Source organism: Catellatospora sp. IY07-71, assembly GCF_018326265.1.
Classification (GTDB): domain Bacteria; phylum Actinomycetota; class Actinomycetes; order Mycobacteriales; family Micromonosporaceae; genus Catellatospora.
This window is the reverse complement of sequence record NZ_AP023360.1, coordinates 5,424,968-5,446,909: the sequence shown is the minus strand read 5'-3', so window position 1 is coordinate 5,446,909 and position 21,942 is coordinate 5,424,968. Positions and strand designations below refer to the sequence as shown.

Here is a 21,942-nt window from a genome sequence, read left to right as displayed (position 1 = left end):
CGGTATATTTACATTCGTGGAAGTCCCGGGCTGCCTGTCCTCGAAGGCAGGCTCGACGCCTGGCGATACTGCTGATGGCGGCAAGCCTCGTCGTCGCCGCACCGGTGGCCGCGCAGGCCGCACCGCGCTCCGACGCAGCCGTCACCAAAGCGGTCACCGCGAGGCTTCTCGCCCAGACCGCGATCACGGCAGCGGCACCCGCGACCGGTGACGACGCCCGCGTGACGATCACCCGCCGGAGCGGGAGTTGGGCCTTCGGCACGGCCGTCCTGATCGCGCCGCGTACCCACGACGCCCACCCGACCGGCTCGATCTTCGTCGCGCGGGCCGAGGCCGGCCGATGGCGGGTCGCCTTCGACGGCGAGGCCGCGTTCGCCGCCCTGGCCGCCGAGTCGCCGGTGGTCACGCAGCATGAGCGGGAGGTGTTCACGAGCCCCGCCCCGGCGTTCGCCGGCGGGGACTTCCGCACCGGTATGGCGCTGCCCTTCACGATCGGGCAGACCTGGACGCTGTCGGGCGGACCGCACGGGTGGGGCGGCGGCGAAACCCCGTTCAGCTCGATCGACCTGGCCGGCGGCGACCAGGTGGTGCGGGCGGCGCGCGGCGGCACGGCGTACACGATGTGCCAGGGCTGGATCCGCGTCATCCACGACCGCGGCTACTCGACCGACTACTACCACCTGTGGAGCAGCATCTCCGTCAACGGGGCGGCCGTCGCGCAGGGGGCGTACCTCGGCTACACCGGCACCGACGTCACCTGCGGCGGCGCGGCATCGGGGCGGCACGTCCACTTCGCACTGCGCCAGAACAGCGCCTACGTGCCGATCAGCGACCACGCCATCGGTAAGTGGGTGTTCGTCGGCGGCGCCGCCTACCAGGGCGGGGCTCGCCACGGATCAGCCTGGGCGGGTGTCGGCAGCGGCCTCTACAACTACGGGGTCCTCGGCTTCACCCAGGGCATCGTCGACGCCAACGGCGGCGGGACGCTCACCCGGCGCGCCGGTCCCGGCACCGGCTACGCCGCCCTCGGCTCGCTGGCCGACGGCGCGACCGTGAGCATCTCCTGCTCGGCCAACGGGACGACCCACACCGGCCGGTACGGCGCCACCGCCCTGTGGAACCGCCTCACCGACGGCAGCTGGGTCTCCGACGCGTTCCTGTGGACCGGCGTGAACGGAGCGGTCAACGGCTGGTGCTGACTAGTGCGGCCGGGAGGGCGGCACCCTCCCGGCCGTGTCGCGGCGCAGGGGACACGTTTCTGGCAATCGACTTTGCCGCAATGGTGACGCTGCCCTCTGGTGAGCCGACACTCAGGCGCGTGCCGGATGCATCATCCGGCGCCATCCGGGGTACTCAGGACGGCACGTCCGTGACGAAGGTCGACGAACGCCGAACCTGGCTGGCCCGAGCCGGAAGGGCATCCGGCCCGCCGCCGGTCCACGCATTGCCGGAGGGTGCCGATCATGGACTACACGGAGGCGTACCGCCGCAGTATCCAGGACCCCACCGGCTTCTGGGGTGAGGCGGCCGCAGACATCGAGTGGTTCCGCGCACCCACCACCGTGCTGGACGACACGCGGCCACCGTTCTACCGCTGGTTTCCCGACGGTGTGCTCAACACGTGCTTCAACGCGCTCGACCGGCACGTACGCGACGGCCGAGGCGAGCAGGCCGCGCTCGTGTACGACACCCCGGTCACCGGTGCCGACCGGACGCTGACCTATGCCGAGCTGCTCGACCAGGTGGCGCGGTTCGCCGGGGTGCTGCGGGGCCTGGGTGTGGAGCAGGGCGACCGGGTGCTGATCTACATGCCGATGGTGCCGGAGGCGGTCGTCGCGATGCTCGCCTGCGCGCGGATCGGAGCCGTGCACTCGGTGGTGTTCGGCGGGTTCGCCGCTCACGAGCTGGCGCTGCGCATCGAGGACGCCGAGCCTGCCGTGATCGTGTCCGCGTCGTGCGGCATCGAGGTCAACCGGGTCATCGAGTACAAGCCGATCCTCGACAGTGCGATCGAGACGGCGGCTCATGAGACGCGTGCCTGTGTGATCCTGCAACGGCCGCAGGCCGCCGCGGCGCTGACGGCGGGACGTGACGTCGACTGGTCCGAGGCCATGGCCGCGGCCGAACCCGCCGGCTGCGTACCGGTCGCGGCGACCGACCCGCTCTACATCCTCTACACCTCCGGCACGACCGCCCGCCCGAAGGGGGTGGTCCGGGACAACGGCGGGCACGCCGTGGCGCTGCGCTGGAGCATGAAGTACATCTATGACACCCACCCCGGCGAGGTGTTCTGGGCCGCGTCCGACATCGGCTGGGTGGTGGGGCACTCCTACATCGTGTACGGGCCGCTGATCACCGGCTGCACCACGGTGCTCTACGAGGGCAAGCCGGTGGGCACGCCGGATTCCGGTGCGTTCTGGCGGGTCATCGCCGAGCACGGGGTCAAGGCACTGTTCACCGCGCCGACGGCGTTCCGGGCGATCCGCCGTGACGACCCCGAGGGGCTGCGGGTTCAGGACGCGGACCTGTCCGGCCTGCGGTATCTCTTCCTCGCCGGCGAGCGCCTGGACCCGGATACGTACGGCTGGGCGGCGCGGCTGCTGGGCGTGCCCGTCGTCGATCACTGGTGGCAGACGGAGACGGGCTGGCCGGTCGCCGCGAACCTGATGGGGCTGGAGCCGCGTGAACCGCGGCCCGGTTCCGCGACGGTGCCCGTGCCGGGTTATGACGTGCGCGTGGTCGACTCGCTGGGCAGGCCCGTGCCGGCCGGCGAGGACGGGGAGATCGTGATCCGGCTGCCGCTGCCGCCGGGGACGCTGCCGACGCTGTGGCGCGACGACACCCGGTTCGTGGAGTCATACCTGTCCGCGCACCCGGGCTTCTACCTGACCGGCGACGGCGGGCACGTCGACGCCGACGGCTATCTCTACGTCATGGGCCGTATCGACGACGTCATCAACGTCGCCGGCCACCGCCTGTCGACCGGTGCGATGGAACAGGTGCTCGCCGGTCACCCGGCCGTGGCCGAATGCGCGGTCATCGGTGTTCACGACTCGGTCAAGGGGCAGGTGCCGAGGGCGTTGGTCGTGCTCAAGGCCGGCGCCCGGGTCGAGGTGGACGCGCTGCGCCAGGAGCTGATCCGGCTGGTGCGCGAGCAGATCGGCCCGATCGCGGCGCCGTCCGCCGTCGACGTCGTGTCCGCGCTGCCCAAGACGCGGTCCGGCAAGATCCTGCGTAAGACGATGCGCGCGATGGCGGACGGGCGGGACGAGTCGGCCCCGTCCACCATCGAGGATCCGGCGGTGCTGGAGGCGCTGCGGCCCCTGTTGACGCCTCGATCAGCACAGTGGTGAACAGTGCCCACGTCGCGCCGCTGACGCCGAGGTCGCCCTAACGGATCCCGGCATTCGCCGATCATCGGATCATCGCCGGGCACCCGTCTGGCTAAACTCGACGGTGGCGGCCGATTCGCCCAACAGGTCGTACGCCCGACCGGCTGCAGGCCGGTCCAGAGCCCTTTTGGGAGGTGGCGTGCGGGTCAGCGACGTGATGACGGCGTTCCCGGCGTACATACGGCTCGGCGCCACGATCCGGCGGGCGGCCGAGGTGGTGAGCGTGTCGGAGGTCGGCAACCTGATGGTGCTGGACCACGACGGCCGGTTTGTCGGCTCGCTGTCCGAAGAGGACCTGGTGCGGGCCATGCTGCCCGGCTTCGACGACGTCACCGCCGGCGGCGGCACGCTCGCCGACGCGTTCCGGATCTTCCTGGACCGGGGCCGCACCCTGGCCGACCGCCCCGTCGACCCGCTCGTCGTACGCGATACGGCGAGCGTCCGCTCGACCGACGAACTCGCCCGGGCGGCGATCGTCATGATCGACCGCGGGATCCGGCGGCTGCCCGTCGTCGACGACGGCAAGCTCGTGGGCACGCTGTCCCGCGCCGACCTGTGCCGAGCGGTGATCTACCATTCCTGAACTCCGGCTCATCCTGACCGATCGGCACACCCAGGCGACCAGCGAGCGGGTGTGCGCGCTGCCGATCACGTTCGGCCGTGACGCGGGCGTGGCCGCGGTGGCGCTCGACGACAGCAGCGTCTCCCGGCGCCACGCCCGCCTGGAGATGATCGACGACTATCTCGTGCTGACCGATCTCGGCAGCACCAACGGCACCTACGTCAACGACCAGCGGCTGACCCGCCGCCAGGCGGTCGCTCCCGGGGACCGGATCCGGATCGGCCGGTTCGACCTGACGTGGCGGCACGTCGACCCGAACGCCACGATGGCCGTCGACGACGCCCACCTGACCATCCACCGGCCCGAAGCCCCGCCCGACGTCGCCGCACGGCGGGTGGTCGAGGCCGCGCAGGCACACAACCAGCGGGTCGGGCACGAACTCGACGGATTCCTATCGCTCGCGCACGGGTTCCTGCCCGCGCAGCCTCCGCTGCTGGCGTTCCCGGACTCGCACCGCGCCTGGGACGACATGACCGACCGGCTGCCCGACCTGTTCCGCCGGCTCACGCTGCGCCGGGCGTTCGACGCGATGCCGGTCCTCGACGCGAGACCCGAGGCGCTGCCCGACCGCTACCTGCTGCGCGCCTCGACCATGCTCGGCGTCTTCGCCCACGCCTACCAGTACATGGCGATCGACCCGCCGGCCGCGCTGCCCGACTCGCTGCTGCGGCCGTGGACCACCGTCTCGCGGCGGCTGGGCAAGCAGACCCCGGCCGTGTCGTACATCGACCTGTTCTTCTACAACTGGCGCCTGCGCGACCCGTCCGGGCCCCGGGCGCTGGACAACATGGACCTGCTCGTGCCGACCTGGAACAACGCCGCCGAGCGGGTGTTCTACCTGGTCACGACCGAGTTCGCGATGGGGCTCACCCCCGTGCTGGGGGCCATGCTCGACGCCCAGGAGGCGGTGGTCGCCGACGACCCGGCCGCCCTGGAAGGCGCGCTGCTGGTGATCCTCGACCAGCTGCAGCACGTCACCCAGGCGATCTACCCCCAGATCGATCCGAACCCCCGCGCCCGGCATCCGCTGGACCAGGTGCTGTGGGCCAAGACCGTCGGCACGGCCGGAGTGCCGATCTTCGACGGCGCGCCCAGCCCGAGCGGCACCGCCCAGCCCCAGATCCACGCGCTGGACGCGTTCCTCGAACGCAGGGACTACGGCTCGCTGGTCGGGCAGCAGAGCACCTACCTCGCCGGCTACTTCCCGCGGCACTGGCAGGAACTGGTGGCGGCGCTGCGTGAGGTGTCGGTGCGCCAGTACGTGGAGGACAGCCGCAGCAGCGCCCTGCGCGGGGTCTACAACGCCATGCTGAACGCCTACGTCGGCGACCGCGGCTGGATGGGCCTGCACCGCATCAAGGCGTACGGCTTCCTGGAGGTGGCGTTCAAGGTCGGCCGGCAGGTGACCACCGGCGCCCGGTTCACCGGGCTGTTCAAGGACCGGACCTGGGACAAGGTCGACGGGGAGCTGGCCGTCGTCCGCGAGGAACGCCGCCCTCCGGTGGGCGCGCCCGTGGTGTTCGGGACCGCACGCCGGGGCCGGGTCGTCACCGGCGAGTCCGGCGCCTGGACCTGCTACCTGGACATCGACGTCACCGGCCAGGGCGTGCACCACCTGCCCGGCGACCGGGTCGGCGTGCTGGCCGAGCACGACGACGACCTGGTGCGCCGCACGGTCGCCGCGCTGCAGGCCACCGGCGACGAGCTGGTGCCGCTCACCCCGCGATGGCGGGCGGCGGTGGCCTGCCGGGAGGGCTACGGCGAGGTCGACGTCCTGCCGCTGCGGACGCTGCTGCGCTTCGCCCAGCTGCGGCCGATCGGCCGGGAGGTGGCGAAACGGCTGGTGAAGCTCACGGCCGTCGGCGCGTGGCAGCGGGTCGTCGACGCCCGCATGGAGGACCAGTGGGAGCTGTGGGACGTCCTGAACCTGCTGTACGCGGGCGGATATGACGTCACCCGGCTATGGAAGGCCGACGCGGGCGAGCACGACGCCTTCTGCGCGGTCGTCGCGCCCGAGCCGTTCCGGCTGTACTCGATCGCTTCGGCCCCGCCGCCCGGCGAACCGGCGACAAGCCTGAAACTGGTCGTCGGCGGCCTCGACTACACCTCCGCCCGCACGCCGTGGTCGTATCCGCGCAAGCGCCAGGGCGCGGCGTCGCACTTCCTGCGCCGGGCCGGCCAGGACGGCAGGCAGCGGCTGTCCCTGCAGATCGTGGCCACGCCCAGGTTCCGGCTGCCCGCCGACCCGGCCCGGCCGGTGGTCATGTTCGCCGCCGGCTCCGGGATCGCCCCGTTCCTGGGGTTCGTCGCCGCCCGCACCGGGCCCGGCGAGAACCGGCTCTACCTGGGCATCCGGACGCCGGACGAGTTCGTCGAACACCCCGAGCTGGATACGGCGGTCGCCGCGGGCCGGCTGCACCTGTCCGTCGCGTTCTCCCGTGCCGATGCCGCGATCCAGTTCGACGGCCGGCGCCACGGTGTCGGGGCCGGGCAGCGGCGCCGGGTCGACGACGTGATCCGCGCCGAGGCCGACGCCCTGTGGGAGCTGCTGCGGCCGGTCGCCGACGGCGGCCGTGGCGCGTTCGTCTACGTCTGCGGCAGCTCGCGTTTCGCTGTGGCCGTGCTCCAGGCGCTGACCGGCATCGTGCCCGGCGACGGCCGCGAGTTCCTGCGTCAGCTGGTGGCCGACGGGCGTCTCGCCCAGGACGTCTTCACCACGTACCTGGGCCACGCGCAGCAGACTCCGCGCGTGGAGATATCCGACCTCGCGCAGCACGACACGCCCGAGGCGGGCTACTGGATGGCGATCGGCGGCGCCGTGATCGACGTCAGCGAGTTCATCCACCTGCACATCGGCGGGCCGCACATCGTGCGCAACTACGTCGGCATGGACGCGACCGCGGCGTACCGGAAGGTGCTGCACCACGCGCACGCCGAGATCGACTCCCAGCTCTCGATGTACCAGATCGGCCACCTGCGCCGGTTGCAGTTCGGCGCCCGCTGGGGCGTGGTGCTCGACGAGGAAGGCCTGCGCTCGCTGCCGCTGGAGGAACTGTTCCGGACCTGGGTGCGGTTCCTGTACATGCTGGTCGCGATGAGGAACGCGCTCAGCGCCGACTACGGCTTCACCACCTCGGTCACCACCCTGGGCGAAGACCCCCGGGAACTGACGCCCTTCAAGGCGCAGTACGTCGTCGAGGGGCACCGCCGGTTCCTGGTCAGCTACCTCGACGGGCTCCTGCACGACGACCTGCGCACCCTGTGGCAGCACACCGTCGGCTTCTGCGACCCGCAGCAGGACGTCCGGCAGCTCGACGCCGAACTCGCCGCCCTGTCGGCCCGGCCGGACGTCGCGCTGGTGCGCAACTCCGTGAGCGCCGTCAAGGAGCTGCTGCTGACCGGCGAGGACGTTCCCCGGGTGACCGCGCTGTGCCGGACGTACGCGCACGCCGACGTCCAACTGCTCAGCGACCTCAAATCCGCCGTGCTGCAGGGCATCCGGGCCTTCGAGGTCCACGAGGCCGACGTCGTCGAGCAGGCGGGAGCCACGCTGCTGAACGCCGTCCGTGACGTGCTCACGGCGGTGTCGGCCTACTACGAGCGCCTGGCCGGGCAGACCCGGGCACAGGGCGTCATCGCCGACGGGGCGGTCGAGGAGCCGATCCCGGTCGACCGGGGTCTGCCCGGTCACGGCGGTCCGCTGCTGCTGCCCGGCTGACCGCCCAACGCAACCTGACCTGCAGGAACTCCATCACCGGGCACCGTGCCGGCGGCCCGCCGAGCCGCGGCCGGTATGACCGCGGCCGGGCGGGCCTCAGGACGGCGAGCACTGCGCCACTGCCCGGCCGAGCCTGGCCGCGGCCTCGGCCAGGTCGTCGGCTGCCAGCATCGAGAACGATAACCGGAGGTGGGACCGGCCGCCGGTGCCGTCGGCGAAGAACCGGGACCCCGGCACGAAGGCGACCCCGTTCGCCTCGGCGGCCGGCGCCAGCTCGCCCGCCGTCAGCGGCGGGGGCAGCTCGGCCCACAGGAACCAGCCGCCGTCCGGTGTCGACACCCGCAGGTCCGGTGCTGATTCACGCAGGCCCGCCAGGAGCGCGTCACGCTGTGCGGCGTAGTGGCGGCGAAGGTCGGCGACATGGCTCAGGTAGGCCCCGGAGGCACCGAAGGCGGCCATGCTCAGCGCCGTCGTGTGATTGACTCCCCCACCGCTGGTGATGTACCCGAGGCCGGTCAGCCGCCGCACGAACGCGGCGTCGGCGTTGATCCAGCCCAGCCGCAGCCCGGGTGCGACGGTCTTGGCGAACGTGCCGAGCCGGACGACGGTGCCGCGCTCCCCCAGGCTCCACAGCGAAGGCGGTGCCGCGCCCTCGTACGCCAGCTCGCGGTACGTGTCGTCCTCCACGATCGTCAGTGCGGTGCGGGCGGCCAGCTCGACCAGCTCGACCCGGCGCTGCCGGGGCAGGCAGCGGCCGGTCGGGTTGGCGAACGTGGGCACGAGGTACAGCATCGGGACGCGCCGCCCGCCGCGCGCCAGCCTCCCGATCAGCTCCGCAGTGGCGGCGACGTCCATCCCTTCCGCGTCGGCCGGCACCCCGACCAGCTCGGCGCCCCGATCGCGCAGGGTCCCGAAGGCGAGGTGGTAGGTCGGCGAGTCGACCAGCACCACGTCGCCGGGCTTGACGAGCAGCTCGGCGGCCAGCGCGAGACCGTGGGAGGCGCCGTTGCTGACGAAGATCTCCGAGGTGCGCGTGCCGCCGTCGGCAGCCTCGGCCAGATGGCCGGTCAGCCACTCGACGAGCGGCCGCGGCCCGGCCGCGGCGCCGTAGGTCAGGGCCTGCCACCCGTGTGAGCGCAGCGCGCCGCCCGCCGCGTCCAGCCACTGCTCGACGGGCAGCAGCCCGGGCCGCGGATGACCCCATGCCAGGTCGAGAATGCCCGGCCGGCTGACGTACTGGATCTTCGCCTGATGGATGTCCACCGACCCACCATAGGGACGTCGGCGAATCGCGGAAGCACGGATCTCGAAAGGCGGATTCATGCGCCCTTCTCCCGGTCGCTTCATTCGGCCGCGGAGTCGTCTATCGTCGGTGTGTTCTCGCATGTGCAGGAAAGGACATCGTGGCATCCGTGACATACGATGTGGCGAGCAATCTAATCTAGACCGCCGCCCGCTCGCGCTGCGATGCCTGCTGAGCCGCCGCCTGAGCAGGCCAGGGCGGCGGCAGGCCGTTACCGTGGGGATGGTGTCCTGGCGCATGAGAATCAAGCCGAGGCAAGAACTCATGGACATCTGGAGCGCGACCGCCAGGGTCGCCTTCGCCCCGGTGCCGGGCTCGCGGGGAAAGCGGGAATGGCGCTGGGGCGGCCGGGACGGCTCCAATTCGATCTCCGATGCCGAGCAGCTCCTCTGCCTGATGCTGCCGTCCACCGAGATCCCGCAGTTCCGGCTGGACGAGCCCAACTCCACCGACGAGGACCTGCTGGCGGTGCTGCGCCCTTTCGGCGGCGCGATCGACATTCCGCAGTTCCTCATCGGGCTGGTGATGGAGTACCTGGAGCGCTACACCGCACCCGACGGCACGCCGATCTTCTCGGGCGGCAGTTACTTCTCTCCCCTGTTCCCCGGCGAGGAGCCCACCGCCGAGCAGCGCGCGCTGCCGGTGGTCGAGTCGTTCGCGGCCTCGATCCCGCTCATGCTGTCGTCGCTCGGTTTCATCAAGGTCTTCAGCAGGTCGGTGACCCGTCCGGAGCTGCGGGCACGGCTGGCGAAGGTCGAGGAGGCGGCCAGCCGGCGGCTGTCGGCCGCGATGATCGGCCTGCTGCGCAGCTTCTCGATCAGTGTCTTCCCCGTCGACGGCGAGTTCGCGACGACGCTGCTGCGCACGGTGAACCAGGGCAATGAGCCGCACCGCCGGGTGGTCGAGGACCTTCGGGTGTCGCTGCGGGAGGTCGCGGCCGGCCTGCGCGACCTCACCGTCGGCCTGACCCAGGTCGAGCAGATCGAACGCGAGGACATGCTCTTCGAGTGCGGCTGGTCCTGGAGCGTGCACAACAACGCCACGCCGGTCGACTTCCCCGTCGACCTCGGCCAGCAGGTCCCCGGTGTGGCGCTCGACGCGCCGTACCTGTACTTCACCGTGGTGGCGCTCGACGCCATCGCCGACCTCAACAACGACCGCACCCGGCTGCTGCGCCTGCTCGACGACGAACAGCTGAAGATCGCGACCGCGCTGCGCCTGCGCTGGGACCTCACCCAGCGGTACTGGTCCATCGTCGCCTCGTTCGGCACCAAGCGCTGGCCGCTGCAGGACATCCCGTGGCGCACCGTGGACGGCGTCGAGTCGGACTACTTCAGCCTCCTGGTGACCTCGATCGCGGCCCGCAACCTGTCCGTCCGCCCGAACGATCTGGACCTGCAGCGGCTCGGGGAGATCCTCGCCGAGCTCGCCAACCGCAGCCGGATGACCCGGCGGCCGCTGCGTGAGGACCCCGCGCTGAAGCTGCACTCCCCCGGCGTCGCGATCGAGGTCGAGGGCGCCACGGAGTTCTCGCCGCGGCTCAGCTGGGTGGCCGCCGACTTCGCGCCCCTGCTGCTCAAGCGGGCCGTCATGGTCGCCGGGCTGGTCGACCGCATCGACCTGCGGGGCGAGGCCGTCAGCCTCGCCGACGACCTGTGGGACCACGTCGCGCTGCGGCGCAGCGTCGTGGACGAGGAGCCGGGGCTGTGGGACGACCCGAGCCGGGTCTACCCGCTGGAGCCCGGCGACCCGAGCCCGTCCTGGCACCACACGGTCCGGGTGGTGGAGAGCCTGGTCCTGGCCGCGCGTCTGGCCTACGACCAGCCCCTGCGCAGCGAGTCGCTGCTCGACCACGCGCACAGCCTGCTGGCCGAGGCGGACCACCTCTACTCCCAGGAGCTGCTGGCGGGCACGTCGGAGAGCGGCGCACCGGAACGCAAGCGGCTGGAGGCGGTGCGCCAGCGGATCCGCAGAGCCCGCGAGATCATGCCCTCCCGGCCGGGCACCGCGGTGTCGCTGCTGCTGCTGGCGCTGGCCGACCTGGACTCCCTCGTCGCGTCGCGGGACACGACGGAGGTCTTCTGATCATGCTGGTCTTCGCCACCTCGGACAAGGGCGGCACCGGCCGGTCGGTGACCAGCAGCAACCTCGCGTATCGCAGGGCGCTGACCGGCAGCAACGTCGCCTACCTGGACTTCGACTTCGGCTCGCCGACCGCCGGGACGATCTTCGACATCGACTCGGTGCGCCGCGGCGCGGCCACTGGCGGGATCCACTCCTTCCTGCAGGGCCGGGCCGACCCGCCGCTGCGCCTGGACGTGTGGTCGCACTCCGACCGGTCCAGCCTGCGCGGACGGCCCAGCCGGGCGGGCAAGCTGGTGCTGTTTCCCGGCGACGAGTTCGGCGGCGAGTTCCCCGGCACCCGCGAGATCGTCAAGCGCTGCGCGCGCCTGCTCGCCCGCCTGGACGCCGAGTTCGACGTCTGCCTGATCGACCTGAGCGCCGGGCGCTCGCACGCCACCGAGATCGTGCTGGCCGCGACGGCGCTGCCGGAGCTGCAGCGGGTGGACAGCCGCTGGCTGGTGTTCCACCGCTGGACCCGCCAGCACATCATCGCCGCCCACGGGCTGGTCTTCGGCAAGCACGGGCTGCTGGAGCTGGGCAGAGCGAACAACGGCACGCCCCAACTCGACCCCGCGTGGCTGCTGGAGCGGGTGCGTTTCGTGCGCACCGCCGTGGTCGATCCGGAGTCCGACTCGCTGGCCGGGCTGCGCCCGGAGCAGGTGGCCTGGCTGCGCAAGTGCGACACCGATCTCAAGGCGCTGGCCACGAAACTGCGGATCGGGCGTACGACGACCATCGGCTCGGTCCCGCTGGACCCGGTGCTGCAGTGGCGCGAGCAGCTGATCACGGACACCGACACGGTGTCGCGGCAGGTGGCCAATGCCGAGACGGTGGAGGCGTTCGTGGCGCTGGCCCGCAATCTCGACAGCGAGAATGCGTGGGCGATGCTGTGAGCGCCGTATACGTCGAGGCCGCCGCGCAGGACCGGGTCGCTGAGCTGCCGCTGGCGCACCTGTCGATCGAGCTCGGGCACCTGTACATGGAGGACTACATCGCCGGACCGGCCCGGCTGCGCGAGACGTTCGAGCAGGTCGCACCGTGGGTGCGGACGGCCATGGCGGTGTGCCGGGCCGGGGTGGCGCCGCGTACGCCCAGGATCAGCACCTGCTTCCTCGTCGACGATTACTTCACCCGGCCGGACGTGGCGGGCCGGCTGGCCCGCAGCGACCTGCCCTGGTCGCCGCGGGCGGTCATCCCGCAGCTGCGGCTGGCGGCCGAGCAGGCCGGTCTGACCATCGACTACCTGGCCCGGGAGTCCGCCTGCGCCGTCGCGTCCGGAGTCCCGCTGGCCAGCCTGGTGCAGGCGCAGCTCGTCCCCGATCCGGCGCCGGGTGCCAGCGGCGTCGGCGAGGCCGAGCACGAGGCGGGCTGGCTCACCAACGGCACCCGTGAGCAGGGGCGGGACCTGCGCCCGCCGACCGCCGAGTCGGGCTGGCGCAGCAACGGAGCGAGCAGCCCCGCCGTGGACGTGGCCGAGGCGATGCGGTCCGGGGCGAGCTGGCGGGGGCCGAGCGAGAACAGTGCCGGCAACCACTCGGTCTTCGTCGACGTGGAGCTGTGGCGCGACGAGGCGGACGGGCGGCTGTGGTCGTGCGCGTTCCTGGCCGCGGTGTGGCATCTGCTGCGGCTGGGCATGCTGCGCGACCGGGGTGCGATCGTGGCGGAGCCGCAGCTGTGGGAGGGCGAGTTGCCCGAGGACTGGGCGGACCTGCCGCCGGTGATCCGGCTGCGCCCCGAGGCGGCGCACTTCTCGGCATACCGGACGTTCTCGGTACTGGGTGGCCGGTTCATGCCGGTGGAGCAGGCGGTGCGCACCATCCTGAGCCAGGTGGCGGTGGAGCGGGCGGTGACCGCCCAGGTGCAGGCGCGGGCGAAGCGGGAGCAGCTGACGCTGCCGGCGGAGGTCATCGATCGGATCGAGTACGCCTTCACCGGCAGCCGCTGGCGGTGAAGGCTCAGGTTCCGGCGGCCGGGCCGGGGTAGGGCTTGCCGGACGCCCACAGGTCGGTGAAGCGGTCTTTGCGCTCGCTGACCCGGTCCAGGTTCGTCACCAGGGTCGTGGTGATGATGATGGGCCGGTTGGTCTCGTTGATGCGCGAGGCGGTGGTGGACTGGTAGCTCAGCACGCCGTCGAAGACGATGAAGTCGAACAGGGTGGCCCGCCGGGTGCCCTTGATGTCGGACGGGTTGAGCGTGCGCACCTGGACCCCGATGGCGACGTGCTGGTCGAGGATGTTGGTGAACTCGCCGTCCATCTGGATCGGGCGGTCCATGATGAACACCCGCCGGATGGTCACCCCGCGGCGGACCGCTTCGCGCTGCGCCTCCATGTAGAGCTGGCCGAGGTCGCTGGTCCACAGGCCGCCGTCGACGGAGTTGCGGCCGCCCGCGTCTACGGTGGTCAGGCTGGTCGCGTCGATCGACTCGGCGGCGACCTTGGTGAGCCCGAGCAGCCAGTCGCGGTCCTCGCCCTCGTAGGTGACGTCACCGGCCTGCCCGAGGTCCTTGAGGTAGCCGGACAGGCGCGCGATCTCGGCCCGCGAGAAGTCGAAGAGCAGGGAGCGCGGCGTGCGCCCGATCGTGGTCGCGTTCTTGACGAGCTGGGTCATGGCATCGGTGTTGAGCGCCGACGCCTCGACGGCGCCGAACAGCTGGGTGGCCTCGTTCACCTTCGCGAACTCGTCTTTGATCATGACTCGGGTGCCGGCGACGTGCTGGGCGAAACTGTGGTCGAGCACGGCCAGCCCGGCGCTGACCCTGGCGACCCGGTGATCGACCTCGATGAGGAACTGGGTCATGAAGGCGACGCCGGAGATGAACACCGACAGGCCCAGCCCCAGCACCACGTCGGTCGTCAGGTCGCCGCCCAGGGCCTGCGCGAGCGCGAACGCCACCAGGCCGAACAGCACGGAGACGCCCACCTTGGTGAGGATCCGGGAACGGAAGCTGCCGGTCGGGGTCGTCGGTAACTTCGGGGCGGCCATACGCTCTCCGATCGGTCGAGGCGGTCAGCGTCCCAGCCGTTCGATGGTGTCCAGTGCGAGCTGATCCCGGATGCGGTCGACGTTGACGCGCCACTGGCGGCTGAACCCGGGGCGGTGTTCGAGGTCGCGCCAGAGTTCCTCGACGGCTGGGTCGGTGCGGGCGGCCGGCATCCACAGGTGCAGCAGGAAGTCGATCGCGGGACGCACCCGCGCGACGGTCTCCGCGCGCGCGGACCCGGCCGGGCGGCTCTCCACCATCGCGAGCAGGGTGGTGAGCAGCCAGTCGTGCAACGCGAGGTCCTCGCAGAACTCGACGATGGCGTGGTCGTCGGCGGCGGTGTGGCGCAGCCGCAGGGTGCGGGTGGTCGGGTCGTCGACGCGGAGGCTGAGCGTGGCGAGCGTGCCCGGGGGTCCGGCCGCCCAGCGCAGCCGGGTGCGGGCCGTGCGGAAGGCGGGCCGGTGGTCGAGGCGGTGGTCGTGCTGCACCTGGTCGAGGGTGCGGTTGCCGATCGCGTCGAGGTTGAGCGCGTCGCCGGGCTCGCCGGTAAGGACGGCGTCGGTGATCCGGCCCGCGTCGACCTTGCCGATCGTCTCGATGGTGCCGGGTGTGGCCAGGTAGTGCGACCAGGGCAGGCGGCGGCCGGCGGTGCCGCGGACCACCCGCGCGTAGGCCGACGCCTGGGCGACGTGGCCGCCGGTGATCGTCGCGCGGGTGCAGACCGTGCCGACGCCGCGGACCCGGGCGCCGGAGCTTGCGAGCGGGCAGTCGACGCCTATGTGGCGGTCGGGTGACTGGGCGTGGGCGATCGGCCGCTCCGAGCGGCGCACCTGGCGGCCCTGCACGAGGTCGAGCAGTGCCTCGGTGTCGGTGGCGGCCAGTGCGGTGGAGCTGCGCAGCAGTCCGGTGTGCACCTCGCCCACCGTCACCAGATGTTCGGCCACCCCGCACCCCCCGCATGCCGCCGGCTGCGTTTCATTGCACCCCATGGTGACCGATCGATGCAATGGGCCGACGCTCCCCTGATCACGTGTCATCCGATCGGCTGGACGACACATTCAGGCATTGACAGTGATGTTGCTCGGCAATCCCGGATGCGTTGTACGGCAAGGATTCCGTCGCCCAGGGCGACGAAGCGACTCCTCTTCGTGCGTAGATACACGTTAATGTAATCGAATGGTGATTCCAGTGAAGGCCGACGTCATCATCGTCGGCGCGGGGGTGTCCGGGTTGACCACCGGAGTGTGCCTGGCGGAGGCCGGACTGTCCGTTCACGTGCTGTCCCACCAGGCACTGTCGGAGCGGACGTCGTACGCGGCCGGCGCCAGCTGGGGGCCGTACATGCTCGAGGGCGACGCGCGGGGGCTCGAATGGAGCCGCCAGACGCGCGAGATCCTGCAACAGCTCGCGGCCGACGGCTGCGGCGTGCGCATCGTGGCCGGCATCGACGCCGCCGAGGCCGCCGACGCCGAACCGCCCGCCTGGGCCGCGGCCATGCCCGGCTTCCGCCGCTGCGAACCCCACGAGCTGCGCGGCAGGTTCCACAGCGGCTGGCACTACGAGGTGCCCCTGGTGGACATGCCCACCTACCTCGCCTACCTGCAGGACCGGCTGCTGAGCGCCGGGGCGACCCTGTCCGAACGCACCATCGACTCGTTCGCGCAGATCGCCGACCTCGGCCGCGTCATCGTCAACTGCGCCGGCATCGGCGCGCGCGAACTCGTGCCCGACCCCACCATGCAGGGCGTGCTCGGACAGCTGGTGGTCGTGAAGAACCCCGACCCGCCGGTGGTGCGCTTCTTCCAGGATGACGCCGAACACGGCGACCTGACCTACATCCTGCCCCACGGCGACCTCGTCGTCCTGGGCGGCTGCGCCGTCGCCGAGGGCGCCGCGCTGGACCACGACGCCGTCGCCGAAGAGATCAAGAGCCGGTGCGCCGAAATCGAGCCGCAGCTCGCCACCGCCCAGATCGTCGAGGTCAGGACCGGCACCCGGCCCAAACGACCGCGGATCCGGCTCGAACGCACCGACGCCGACGGGCGGGTGATCGTGCACAACTACGGCCACGGCGGCTCCGGCCTGACCGTCTCCTGGGGCTGCGCCCTGGAAGCAGCCGCCCTGGTCCGCGCCGCCCTCGACGAACCCGGCCGGCAGGATTGAGCCGTTGCCGGTGGTGGCATCCGGCGCCGCCGGGACACGACCGGCATAGCCGCCGTCACAGCACCTGATCGGCGAGCTCCGCGACCGCGACCCCGCCGTGCCCGATCAGCAGCTCCCGCAGGCCGGTCAACCCGGCTGAGCCGTCGAGGCCGAGCCGGCGCACCGCTTCCTGCCATGCCTGTTCGTCCGCAGCGGCCTCGGCCAGCAGCCGCAGGCCGCGCGTCCCGCCGACGTGGCGGTGCAGACCACGCTGGAACGCGGGCCAGCGAGTGACGATCTCGGCCAGGATCAGCAGGTGGCGTGCCCTGGCGATCAGTGCGTCGGGCCGGGACTGCGGGTCCAGGCCTTCCATCAGGCGGGCGTACAGCTGCCACACGTTGATGAGCCGTTTCGTCTCGCGGATCGAGCGGACCGGCTGTGCCCGCAGCCGATCGAGCAGCAGGGCGCGCACCTGCGGATGCCGCTCCGCCGAGCGCCAGGTGAGGGTCTGCACCCGGGTGTGCGCCGCGCGCACCGGGCGGCTCGCGGGCCGGTGCGCCGCGACCGTGGTCACCAGCGGAGCGGGCAGCTGCGCGGCCGCCCGCTGCACCGGCACGGCCGGACGCGGCGGTGGCGCCCCCTGCCCGGTCACCGAGTCGACGAGCCGTGCCAGGCCCTGATCGGACACCTGCGGCACCAGCACCGGCAACTGGATCAGCTTGCGCAGGAAGGCCCAGCCCGGCGAGGGGTCCTCGCCGTGGTGCACCGCCACCGGGTCGCCGTGATCGCGGTACAGCTGGTCCAGGTGGCCGGCGACCACCCCGGAGTCCAGACCCACCACGAACTGCGCCCGCAGCCCGCTGCGCGACACCACGTCGGCCAGGAACACGTTGATCGCCTCGAACACCTCGGTGATCGTGCCGGGACGGCACCGGTCGATGTCGTCGACGAACACGACCAGCTGGTGACCGGCTGCGGTGAGATCATCGATCAGATCGGCCACGTGGTGCTGGTAGAGGTAGAGCGCGCCCGACCGGGCCCGCCGCAGCGGATCGGGCTCCGGCTCGGCGCCGGCCGGCCCGTCCAGGCGCGGCACGTCCACGGCCGGGCCGTCCAGCAGCTCCGGCGGAAGGTAGGCCGACGCCAGCCCGAACCGGCGGCGCCACAGGGTGTGCGCGACGCCCGCCAGCATCGTGGCCGCCGCCACGCCGGCGGCGAGCCACGTCGCGCCCACGGACACCCCGGCCAGGGAGACCGGGTCCTCGACACCGAGCAGCGTCACCACCGCCGGGGCGAGAAACGCCGCGGCGGACAGGCCGAAGACGGGCGAGCGGGTCCGGCGCCGCAGCGCCCGCCGCAGCGCGAAGCGGTCGACCTGGCCGAGGTTGCGGCGAAGCCAGTACGCCTGCTTGTCCGCCGTGGTCGTGTAGAGGACGCCGTCCGCCGCGTCGATGATCTCGCTGGCCAGCCCGGCCCAGATCTGCTCACCGGACTGGTAGGCCCACGGATTGAACCAGGCGGTGACCACGCCCGCGCTGCCCGCGGCCGCCACCGGCCGCGGCCCGGTGCCCGGCTCGGCGATGTGCCGGAGCGCCGCGCGCACGCTCAGGCCACGCCCCTGCGGAACCGCCGGAACGGGGTGGCGCCCACGCAGCAGCTCGCGGACCAGGTTCATGAGTGTGCTCTTGCCGCATCCCCACGGCCCTTCGATGCCGACCACCGTGGGCCCGTCGCCGTCCGGCACGCTGCCAGGGTGCCGGATCTGCTGGGCGATGGCGTCAGCGAGGGCCTGCCGGCCGATGACGTCGCGTTTGGTGGGGGCGTCGGACACACCCCAGATGGAGACCGGGCCGATCTCGAGCGTGCGTACGGCCCGAGCGTGCCGCGGGTCCCACAGCCGCACGGTGCCGTCCTGACCCGACGTGGCGAGCCTGACCTCGCCCTGCGCGTCGGTCCAGCCGGTCACGGCCCAGATGCCGGCCTCGTGCCCGCGCAGCGCCGGTTCCAGCAGCTGCGCCCGGTCCAGGTCCCAGCGGCGGATCACACCGTCCGCACCGGCGCTGACCAGCCGCGCCCCGCCGTCGGGTTCGGCCCAGGCCCACACCGCGCTCACCCGGTCGGGGTGTGCCCGCAGCGGCTCGTGGGCCGGCGCTCCGGTGTCCAGGTCCCACAGCCGTACGGTCCCGTCGTAGCCGCCGGAGATCAGCAGGTGGGGCCCGACGCCCTGGCAGACCGACAGCGAACGCACCCACCCGTCGTGTCCGGTCCACGGCTCGGCGGCGGGTTCGCCGGTGACCGGGTCCCAGATCCGGATCGTGCCGTCGTCACCCCCGGAGGCGAGCCGCGGTCCCGCCGGGCCCTCCCACACGGCCAGTGACAGCACCCGCCCCCGGTGGCCGGTCAGCGGCGGGCCGATCGCGGACCGGGTCAGCGGGTCCCAGCGCCGGATCGTGCCGTCGATCCCGGCGGAGATCAGCATCGGGGCGCCCGCCGGAGTGGTCCAGGCGATCAGCGCGGGAACCCACTCCCGGTGCCCGAGCAGGGTGGCGACCGGCGTCCCGGCCTGCGGGTCCCACAGCCGCACGGCGCCGTCGTCGCCGGTGGAGGCGAGCATCGACCGGCCGGCCGCGTCGCGGTAGTGGACGACCTGCCAGATCGCCGCGGTGTGCCCGGTCAGCGGCCGGCCGACGGTCTGGCCGGTGTCGGCGTTCCACACCTGGACCGTGCCGCTGTCGCCGCCGAGGGCGAGGTGGGTGCCGTCCGGCTCCGGCCAGCTCGTCAGCGCCCACATGCCCGCGACATGACCGACCAGCGGGTTTCCTGCGGCCTGGCCGGTGGCGAGGTCGTACGAGCACACCCCGGCGCGCTGGGCGACGGCGACCCGTGGCGATCCGCCGGTCGAGGTCCACACGGCGGCGGACGGCAGCGCGCCGCCCGTGCCCTCGATCAGCCGCCCGGTGGGTGCGGGCGCCGACACGTCCCAGATGCGGACGGTGCCGTCGGCCGCCGCGGAGATGAGCGCGGTGCCGCCGCCGGGCTGCGGGCACGTCGTCAGGATCGGCACCCATCCGCTGTGGCCGGCGAGCGGCTCGCCGGCTGCCGCACCGGTGGCCGGGTCCCACAGCCGGATCCGGTTGTCGCGTCCGCTGGAGGCCAGCCGGGCCGCGCCGGTGGTATCGGTCCACGCGCACAGCGCCCACAGCCCGCCGTCATGGCGCAGGTTGTGCCGATCGGCGCGACGCCGGGCGGCGAGGTCCCAGATCTCGATGCGGCCGTCGTCGAAGCCGACCGCGAGCAGGTCACCATCGGCTGTCGGCCACGACGCCAGCGCGGCGAGCCGGCTCTGGCCGGTGAGCAGGGGCGGACCCAGCTCGGCCCCGGCGACGGGATCCCACAGGCGTACGGTGCCGTCGTCCTGGCCCGCCGTGGCGAGCCGGGGCCCGGCCGGTGTGTCCCAGAAGCACACCGTCGGCACCCAGCCGCGGTGGCCGTCGAGGCGGGTTCCCACCGGGTCGTCCGACGCGACGTCCCAGGCGTATACGGAGCCGTCCTCGCTGGTCGAAACCAGCAGCCGGCCGCCGGGCCACTCCCACGCGCTGAGACTCAGCACCAGCTGCGCGTGGCCGGGCACCGGCGGGCCCACCTGCTCGGCCGATTCGGGATCCCAGATCTGGATGGAGCCGTCGGTGCCGGATGACGCGACACGCGGTCGTCCGTCAGGCGAGGTCCAGGCGGCGAGGGCGCCGACACCCCCGGGTTGGCTTCCGATCCACGTGCCTTCGTCCGTCACCGACATCCGGATCCCATCTCGAGGATGGATCCATTGTCATCCGATGTGGACGCTACGCCACGGAACTCACGACAGGACGGCCGTGATGGTGATGTCGGCCTCCAGCGGGCTGTTGCTGGCCACGTAGTCCAAAGAGATGTCGAACTGGTCACCCGCCTGCAGGTCGATCGGCTTCTCCAGGAACACGACCTGCGGATTCAGCAGGAAGTCGGTCGGCTTGTCGCCGGAGATCCCCTCGGCGAAGTCGATCCGGTACGCGATTCTGACGGCGTTCGCCCGGCCGGCCGTCGACGCCTTGAGCCGTGCTCGTCCGCGAATCGCCGGATCCGTCCAGTCCTCGAACCTGTTGTCGAGATATTGCCGGCTGTCGGTCAGCGGGCGATCCTCTTCGAGCTCGGTGAACCTGGTGTCGAAGTTCAGCTTCAGGCCGTAGACGTCCTCCTGGGCCGAGATGAGTTCGACGTAGTTCTGCATGCCCATCGGGATCATCGCGCCGCCGGGCTTGAGGAAGCGGCGCAGATTGTTGGTGATCTGCAGCTGCGGCTCGTAGAAGAACCCGGCGCTGATCACCTCGCTGATGACGACGTCGACGGCCTCGGGGAGGTCGCAGCTCGTCGCGTCCGCGTGGATCGCGATGATCCGGTCCGCGAGGCCGTTGCGCCGGGCGTTCTCCTCGATGACGGGGATGAAGTCGGCGTTGAACTCCAGGCAGTAGACGCGCCTGGCGCCCGCCTTGGCGGCGAGCAGGCCGAGCAGACCGGTGCCGCTGCCGGCGTCCACCACGACGTCACCGGGCGCCACGGTCTTGACGATCGCGTCCTGCAGGTATTTGACCCGGCGGGTGTCGTACAGGCACGCCTGGATGTCGTAGGTCGTGAATGCCTTGTCGATCGCAGCCTTCGTCTCGAGGCTAGCGCGCGGCGTGCTGTCGGTCACGTCGGCCGGTCCTTCCGCTGATTGTGGCCCATCCGGATTCGCGTGCGGGTTCGCTTCGAGTGTCGCTGCGAACACCCGTGACCAGCATCATTCCGTCGTAGCCGTGACGGAACAGGTGAGGTGACCGGATGGGGTGCAGCGTGATGTCGCAGGCCACGTCACGCAGCAGCGTCAGCACGTCCACCTCCGTGACGGCCACGGCCGGGAAGGTGTGTCCGCCGACCACGTATCCCCGGGAGTTCTCCATGAACGTGGCCGCGAACGGTGCCCCGGGCTTCAGCGAACGCACGAACCTGGTGGTCGCCTTCGCGCACTCGTCCCGCATCCCGGTGATGGACTCGGCGACGAAGAACATCGTTCCCAGATCCCACCGGCCTTCGGCGAGATCGAAGATGCTGCCTTTCTGGACGTCGGCGACCTCCTTCAGGAGCACGCCCGGCTCGGCGATGGCGCCATAGTGGTCAGAACTGTCGGCCAGCGCCCGCCAGAATGCGTTCCATGACTCACGGTAGCTGCCGATCTCGTCCTCTAACCAGGCGATGTTGGTCGAGGAGTACTCCAGCAGAGTGATGCTCTTCGCGAAAGGCAGCATCGACATCGCCGGGTAGAGATTCGTCCCCGGACCGACGTCGACCGCCTCCAGATCGCCGCCGAGGTTCTGCTCCTCGAAGAAGCGGGCCAGCTTCGGGATGATTATCTGGTCCAGTTCGTGCAGCGTGGCATAGTTGCGTTGCTGATACGACTCGGAGTCGAACAGGTCCCAGGGGCACTCGGCGTTGTTGACAGCTGGCACGAGGCTTGCCTTCCCGGTGGCGGACACTCTGCTCCGTTCGGTCGATGACTGCCGCAGAGCATTCCCGTTGGTGTCCCGGAAGGTGCGCCGACCGCGGTGGCGGAACTCTATCAATCTGGGTGGTTCTTGCATACGCGCCG

The 21,942-nt window shown here is 71.7% G+C and carries 14 protein-coding genes; 8 read left to right on the top strand and 6 right to left on the bottom strand.

The genetic code is table 11. The features are described from left to right. Positions 1-74 precede the first annotated feature (74 nt). The 4 genes from CS0771_RS24005 to CS0771_RS23990 all read left to right on the top strand — a co-directional run bounded on the left by CS0771_RS24005 (position 75) and on the right by CS0771_RS23990 (position 7,732). The gene (locus CS0771_RS24005) at positions 75-1,199 is read left to right on the top strand and encodes a peptidoglycan DD-metalloendopeptidase family protein (RefSeq protein WP_212843102.1); all 1,125 of its coding nucleotides are present in this window, start codon (positions 75-77) and stop codon (positions 1,197-1,199) included. 261 nt (positions 1,200-1,460) lie between these two features. Further along, on the top strand, positions 1,461-3,353 hold the full coding sequence (locus tag CS0771_RS24000) for a propionyl-CoA synthetase (protein ID WP_256442882.1): 1,893 nt from the start codon (positions 1,461-1,463) through the stop codon (positions 3,351-3,353). A 178-nt stretch (positions 3,354-3,531) separates the two neighbouring features. Further along, the gene (locus CS0771_RS23995) at positions 3,532-3,975 is read left to right on the top strand and encodes an HPP family protein (protein ID WP_212843100.1); all 444 of its coding nucleotides are present in this window, start codon (positions 3,532-3,534) and stop codon (positions 3,973-3,975) included. Between the two features lie 49 nt (positions 3,976-4,024). Then, positions 4,025-7,732, top strand: a complete 3,708-nt coding sequence (locus tag CS0771_RS23990) for an FHA domain-containing protein (protein WP_212843099.1) — start codon at positions 4,025-4,027, stop codon at positions 7,730-7,732. 96 nt (positions 7,733-7,828) lie between these two features. Here CS0771_RS23990 and CS0771_RS23985 read toward each other — a convergent pair whose 3' ends face one another. After that, positions 7,829-8,995: a PLP-dependent aminotransferase family protein gene (locus tag CS0771_RS23985; RefSeq protein WP_212843098.1), complete on the bottom strand. Its 1,167-nt coding sequence runs from the start codon at positions 8,993-8,995 to the stop codon at positions 7,829-7,831. 58 nt (positions 8,996-9,053) lie between these two features. Between CS0771_RS23985 and CS0771_RS23980 the strand changes: the two genes are divergently transcribed. The 3 genes from CS0771_RS23980 to CS0771_RS23970 are packed head-to-tail and all read left to right on the top strand — an operon-like array spanning position 9,054 to position 13,110. Continuing rightward, a complete protein-coding gene (locus CS0771_RS23980) occupies positions 9,054-11,120 on the top strand; it encodes an SCO2524 family protein (protein WP_371821460.1) in 2,067 nt (688 codons plus the stop codon). 2 nt (positions 11,121-11,122) lie between these two features. Then, positions 11,123-12,052 carry an SCO2523 family variant P-loop protein gene (locus CS0771_RS23975; RefSeq protein WP_212843096.1) on the top strand — a complete coding sequence of 310 codons (930 nt, stop codon included), beginning with the start codon at positions 11,123-11,125 and terminating at the stop codon, positions 12,050-12,052. Next, entirely contained in the window at positions 12,037-13,110 is a 1,074-nt protein-coding gene (locus tag CS0771_RS23970) for an SCO2522 family protein (protein ID WP_244870991.1), read from the top strand. The genes CS0771_RS23975 and CS0771_RS23970 overlap by 16 nt, the downstream gene beginning before the upstream one ends. 4 nt (positions 13,111-13,114) lie before the next feature. Here the strand turns inward: CS0771_RS23970 and CS0771_RS23965 are convergent, their stop codons facing one another. After that, entirely contained in the window at positions 13,115-14,143 is a 1,029-nt protein-coding gene (locus CS0771_RS23965; RefSeq protein WP_212843095.1) for a DUF6879 family protein, read from the bottom strand. A gap of 24 nt (positions 14,144-14,167) precedes the next feature. Beyond that, a complete protein-coding gene (locus CS0771_RS23960; RefSeq protein WP_212843094.1) occupies positions 14,168-15,085 on the bottom strand; it encodes an SCO2521 family protein in 918 nt (305 codons plus the stop codon). Between the two features lie 232 nt (positions 15,086-15,317). Here CS0771_RS23960 and CS0771_RS23955 point away from each other — a divergent pair, with 232 nt between their 5' ends. After that, the gene (locus CS0771_RS23955) at positions 15,318-16,304 is read left to right on the top strand and encodes an FAD-dependent oxidoreductase (protein ID WP_212843093.1); all 987 of its coding nucleotides are present in this window, start codon (positions 15,318-15,320) and stop codon (positions 16,302-16,304) included. Positions 16,305-16,359: 55 nt separating this feature from the next. On the opposite strand, the gene CS0771_RS23950 is transcribed toward CS0771_RS23955, so the two are convergent. The 3 genes from CS0771_RS23950 to CS0771_RS23940 all read right to left on the bottom strand — a co-directional run bounded on the left by CS0771_RS23950 (position 16,360) and on the right by CS0771_RS23940 (position 21,829). Further along, on the bottom strand, positions 16,360-19,914 hold the full coding sequence (locus tag CS0771_RS23950; protein WP_212843092.1) for a P-loop NTPase fold protein: 3,555 nt from the start codon (positions 19,912-19,914) through the stop codon (positions 16,360-16,362). Between the two features lie 225 nt (positions 19,915-20,139). Beyond that, the gene (locus CS0771_RS23945) at positions 20,140-21,009 is read right to left on the bottom strand and encodes a methyltransferase domain-containing protein (RefSeq protein WP_212843091.1); all 870 of its coding nucleotides are present in this window, start codon (positions 21,007-21,009) and stop codon (positions 20,140-20,142) included. After that, positions 20,984-21,829 (bottom strand): SCO2525 family SAM-dependent methyltransferase, encoded by an 846-nt coding sequence (locus tag CS0771_RS23940; protein WP_212843090.1) that lies wholly within the window; start codon positions 21,827-21,829, stop codon positions 20,984-20,986. Before CS0771_RS23940 ends, CS0771_RS23945 begins: the two co-directional genes overlap by 26 nt. Between the last annotated feature and the right edge of the window lie 113 nt (positions 21,830-21,942).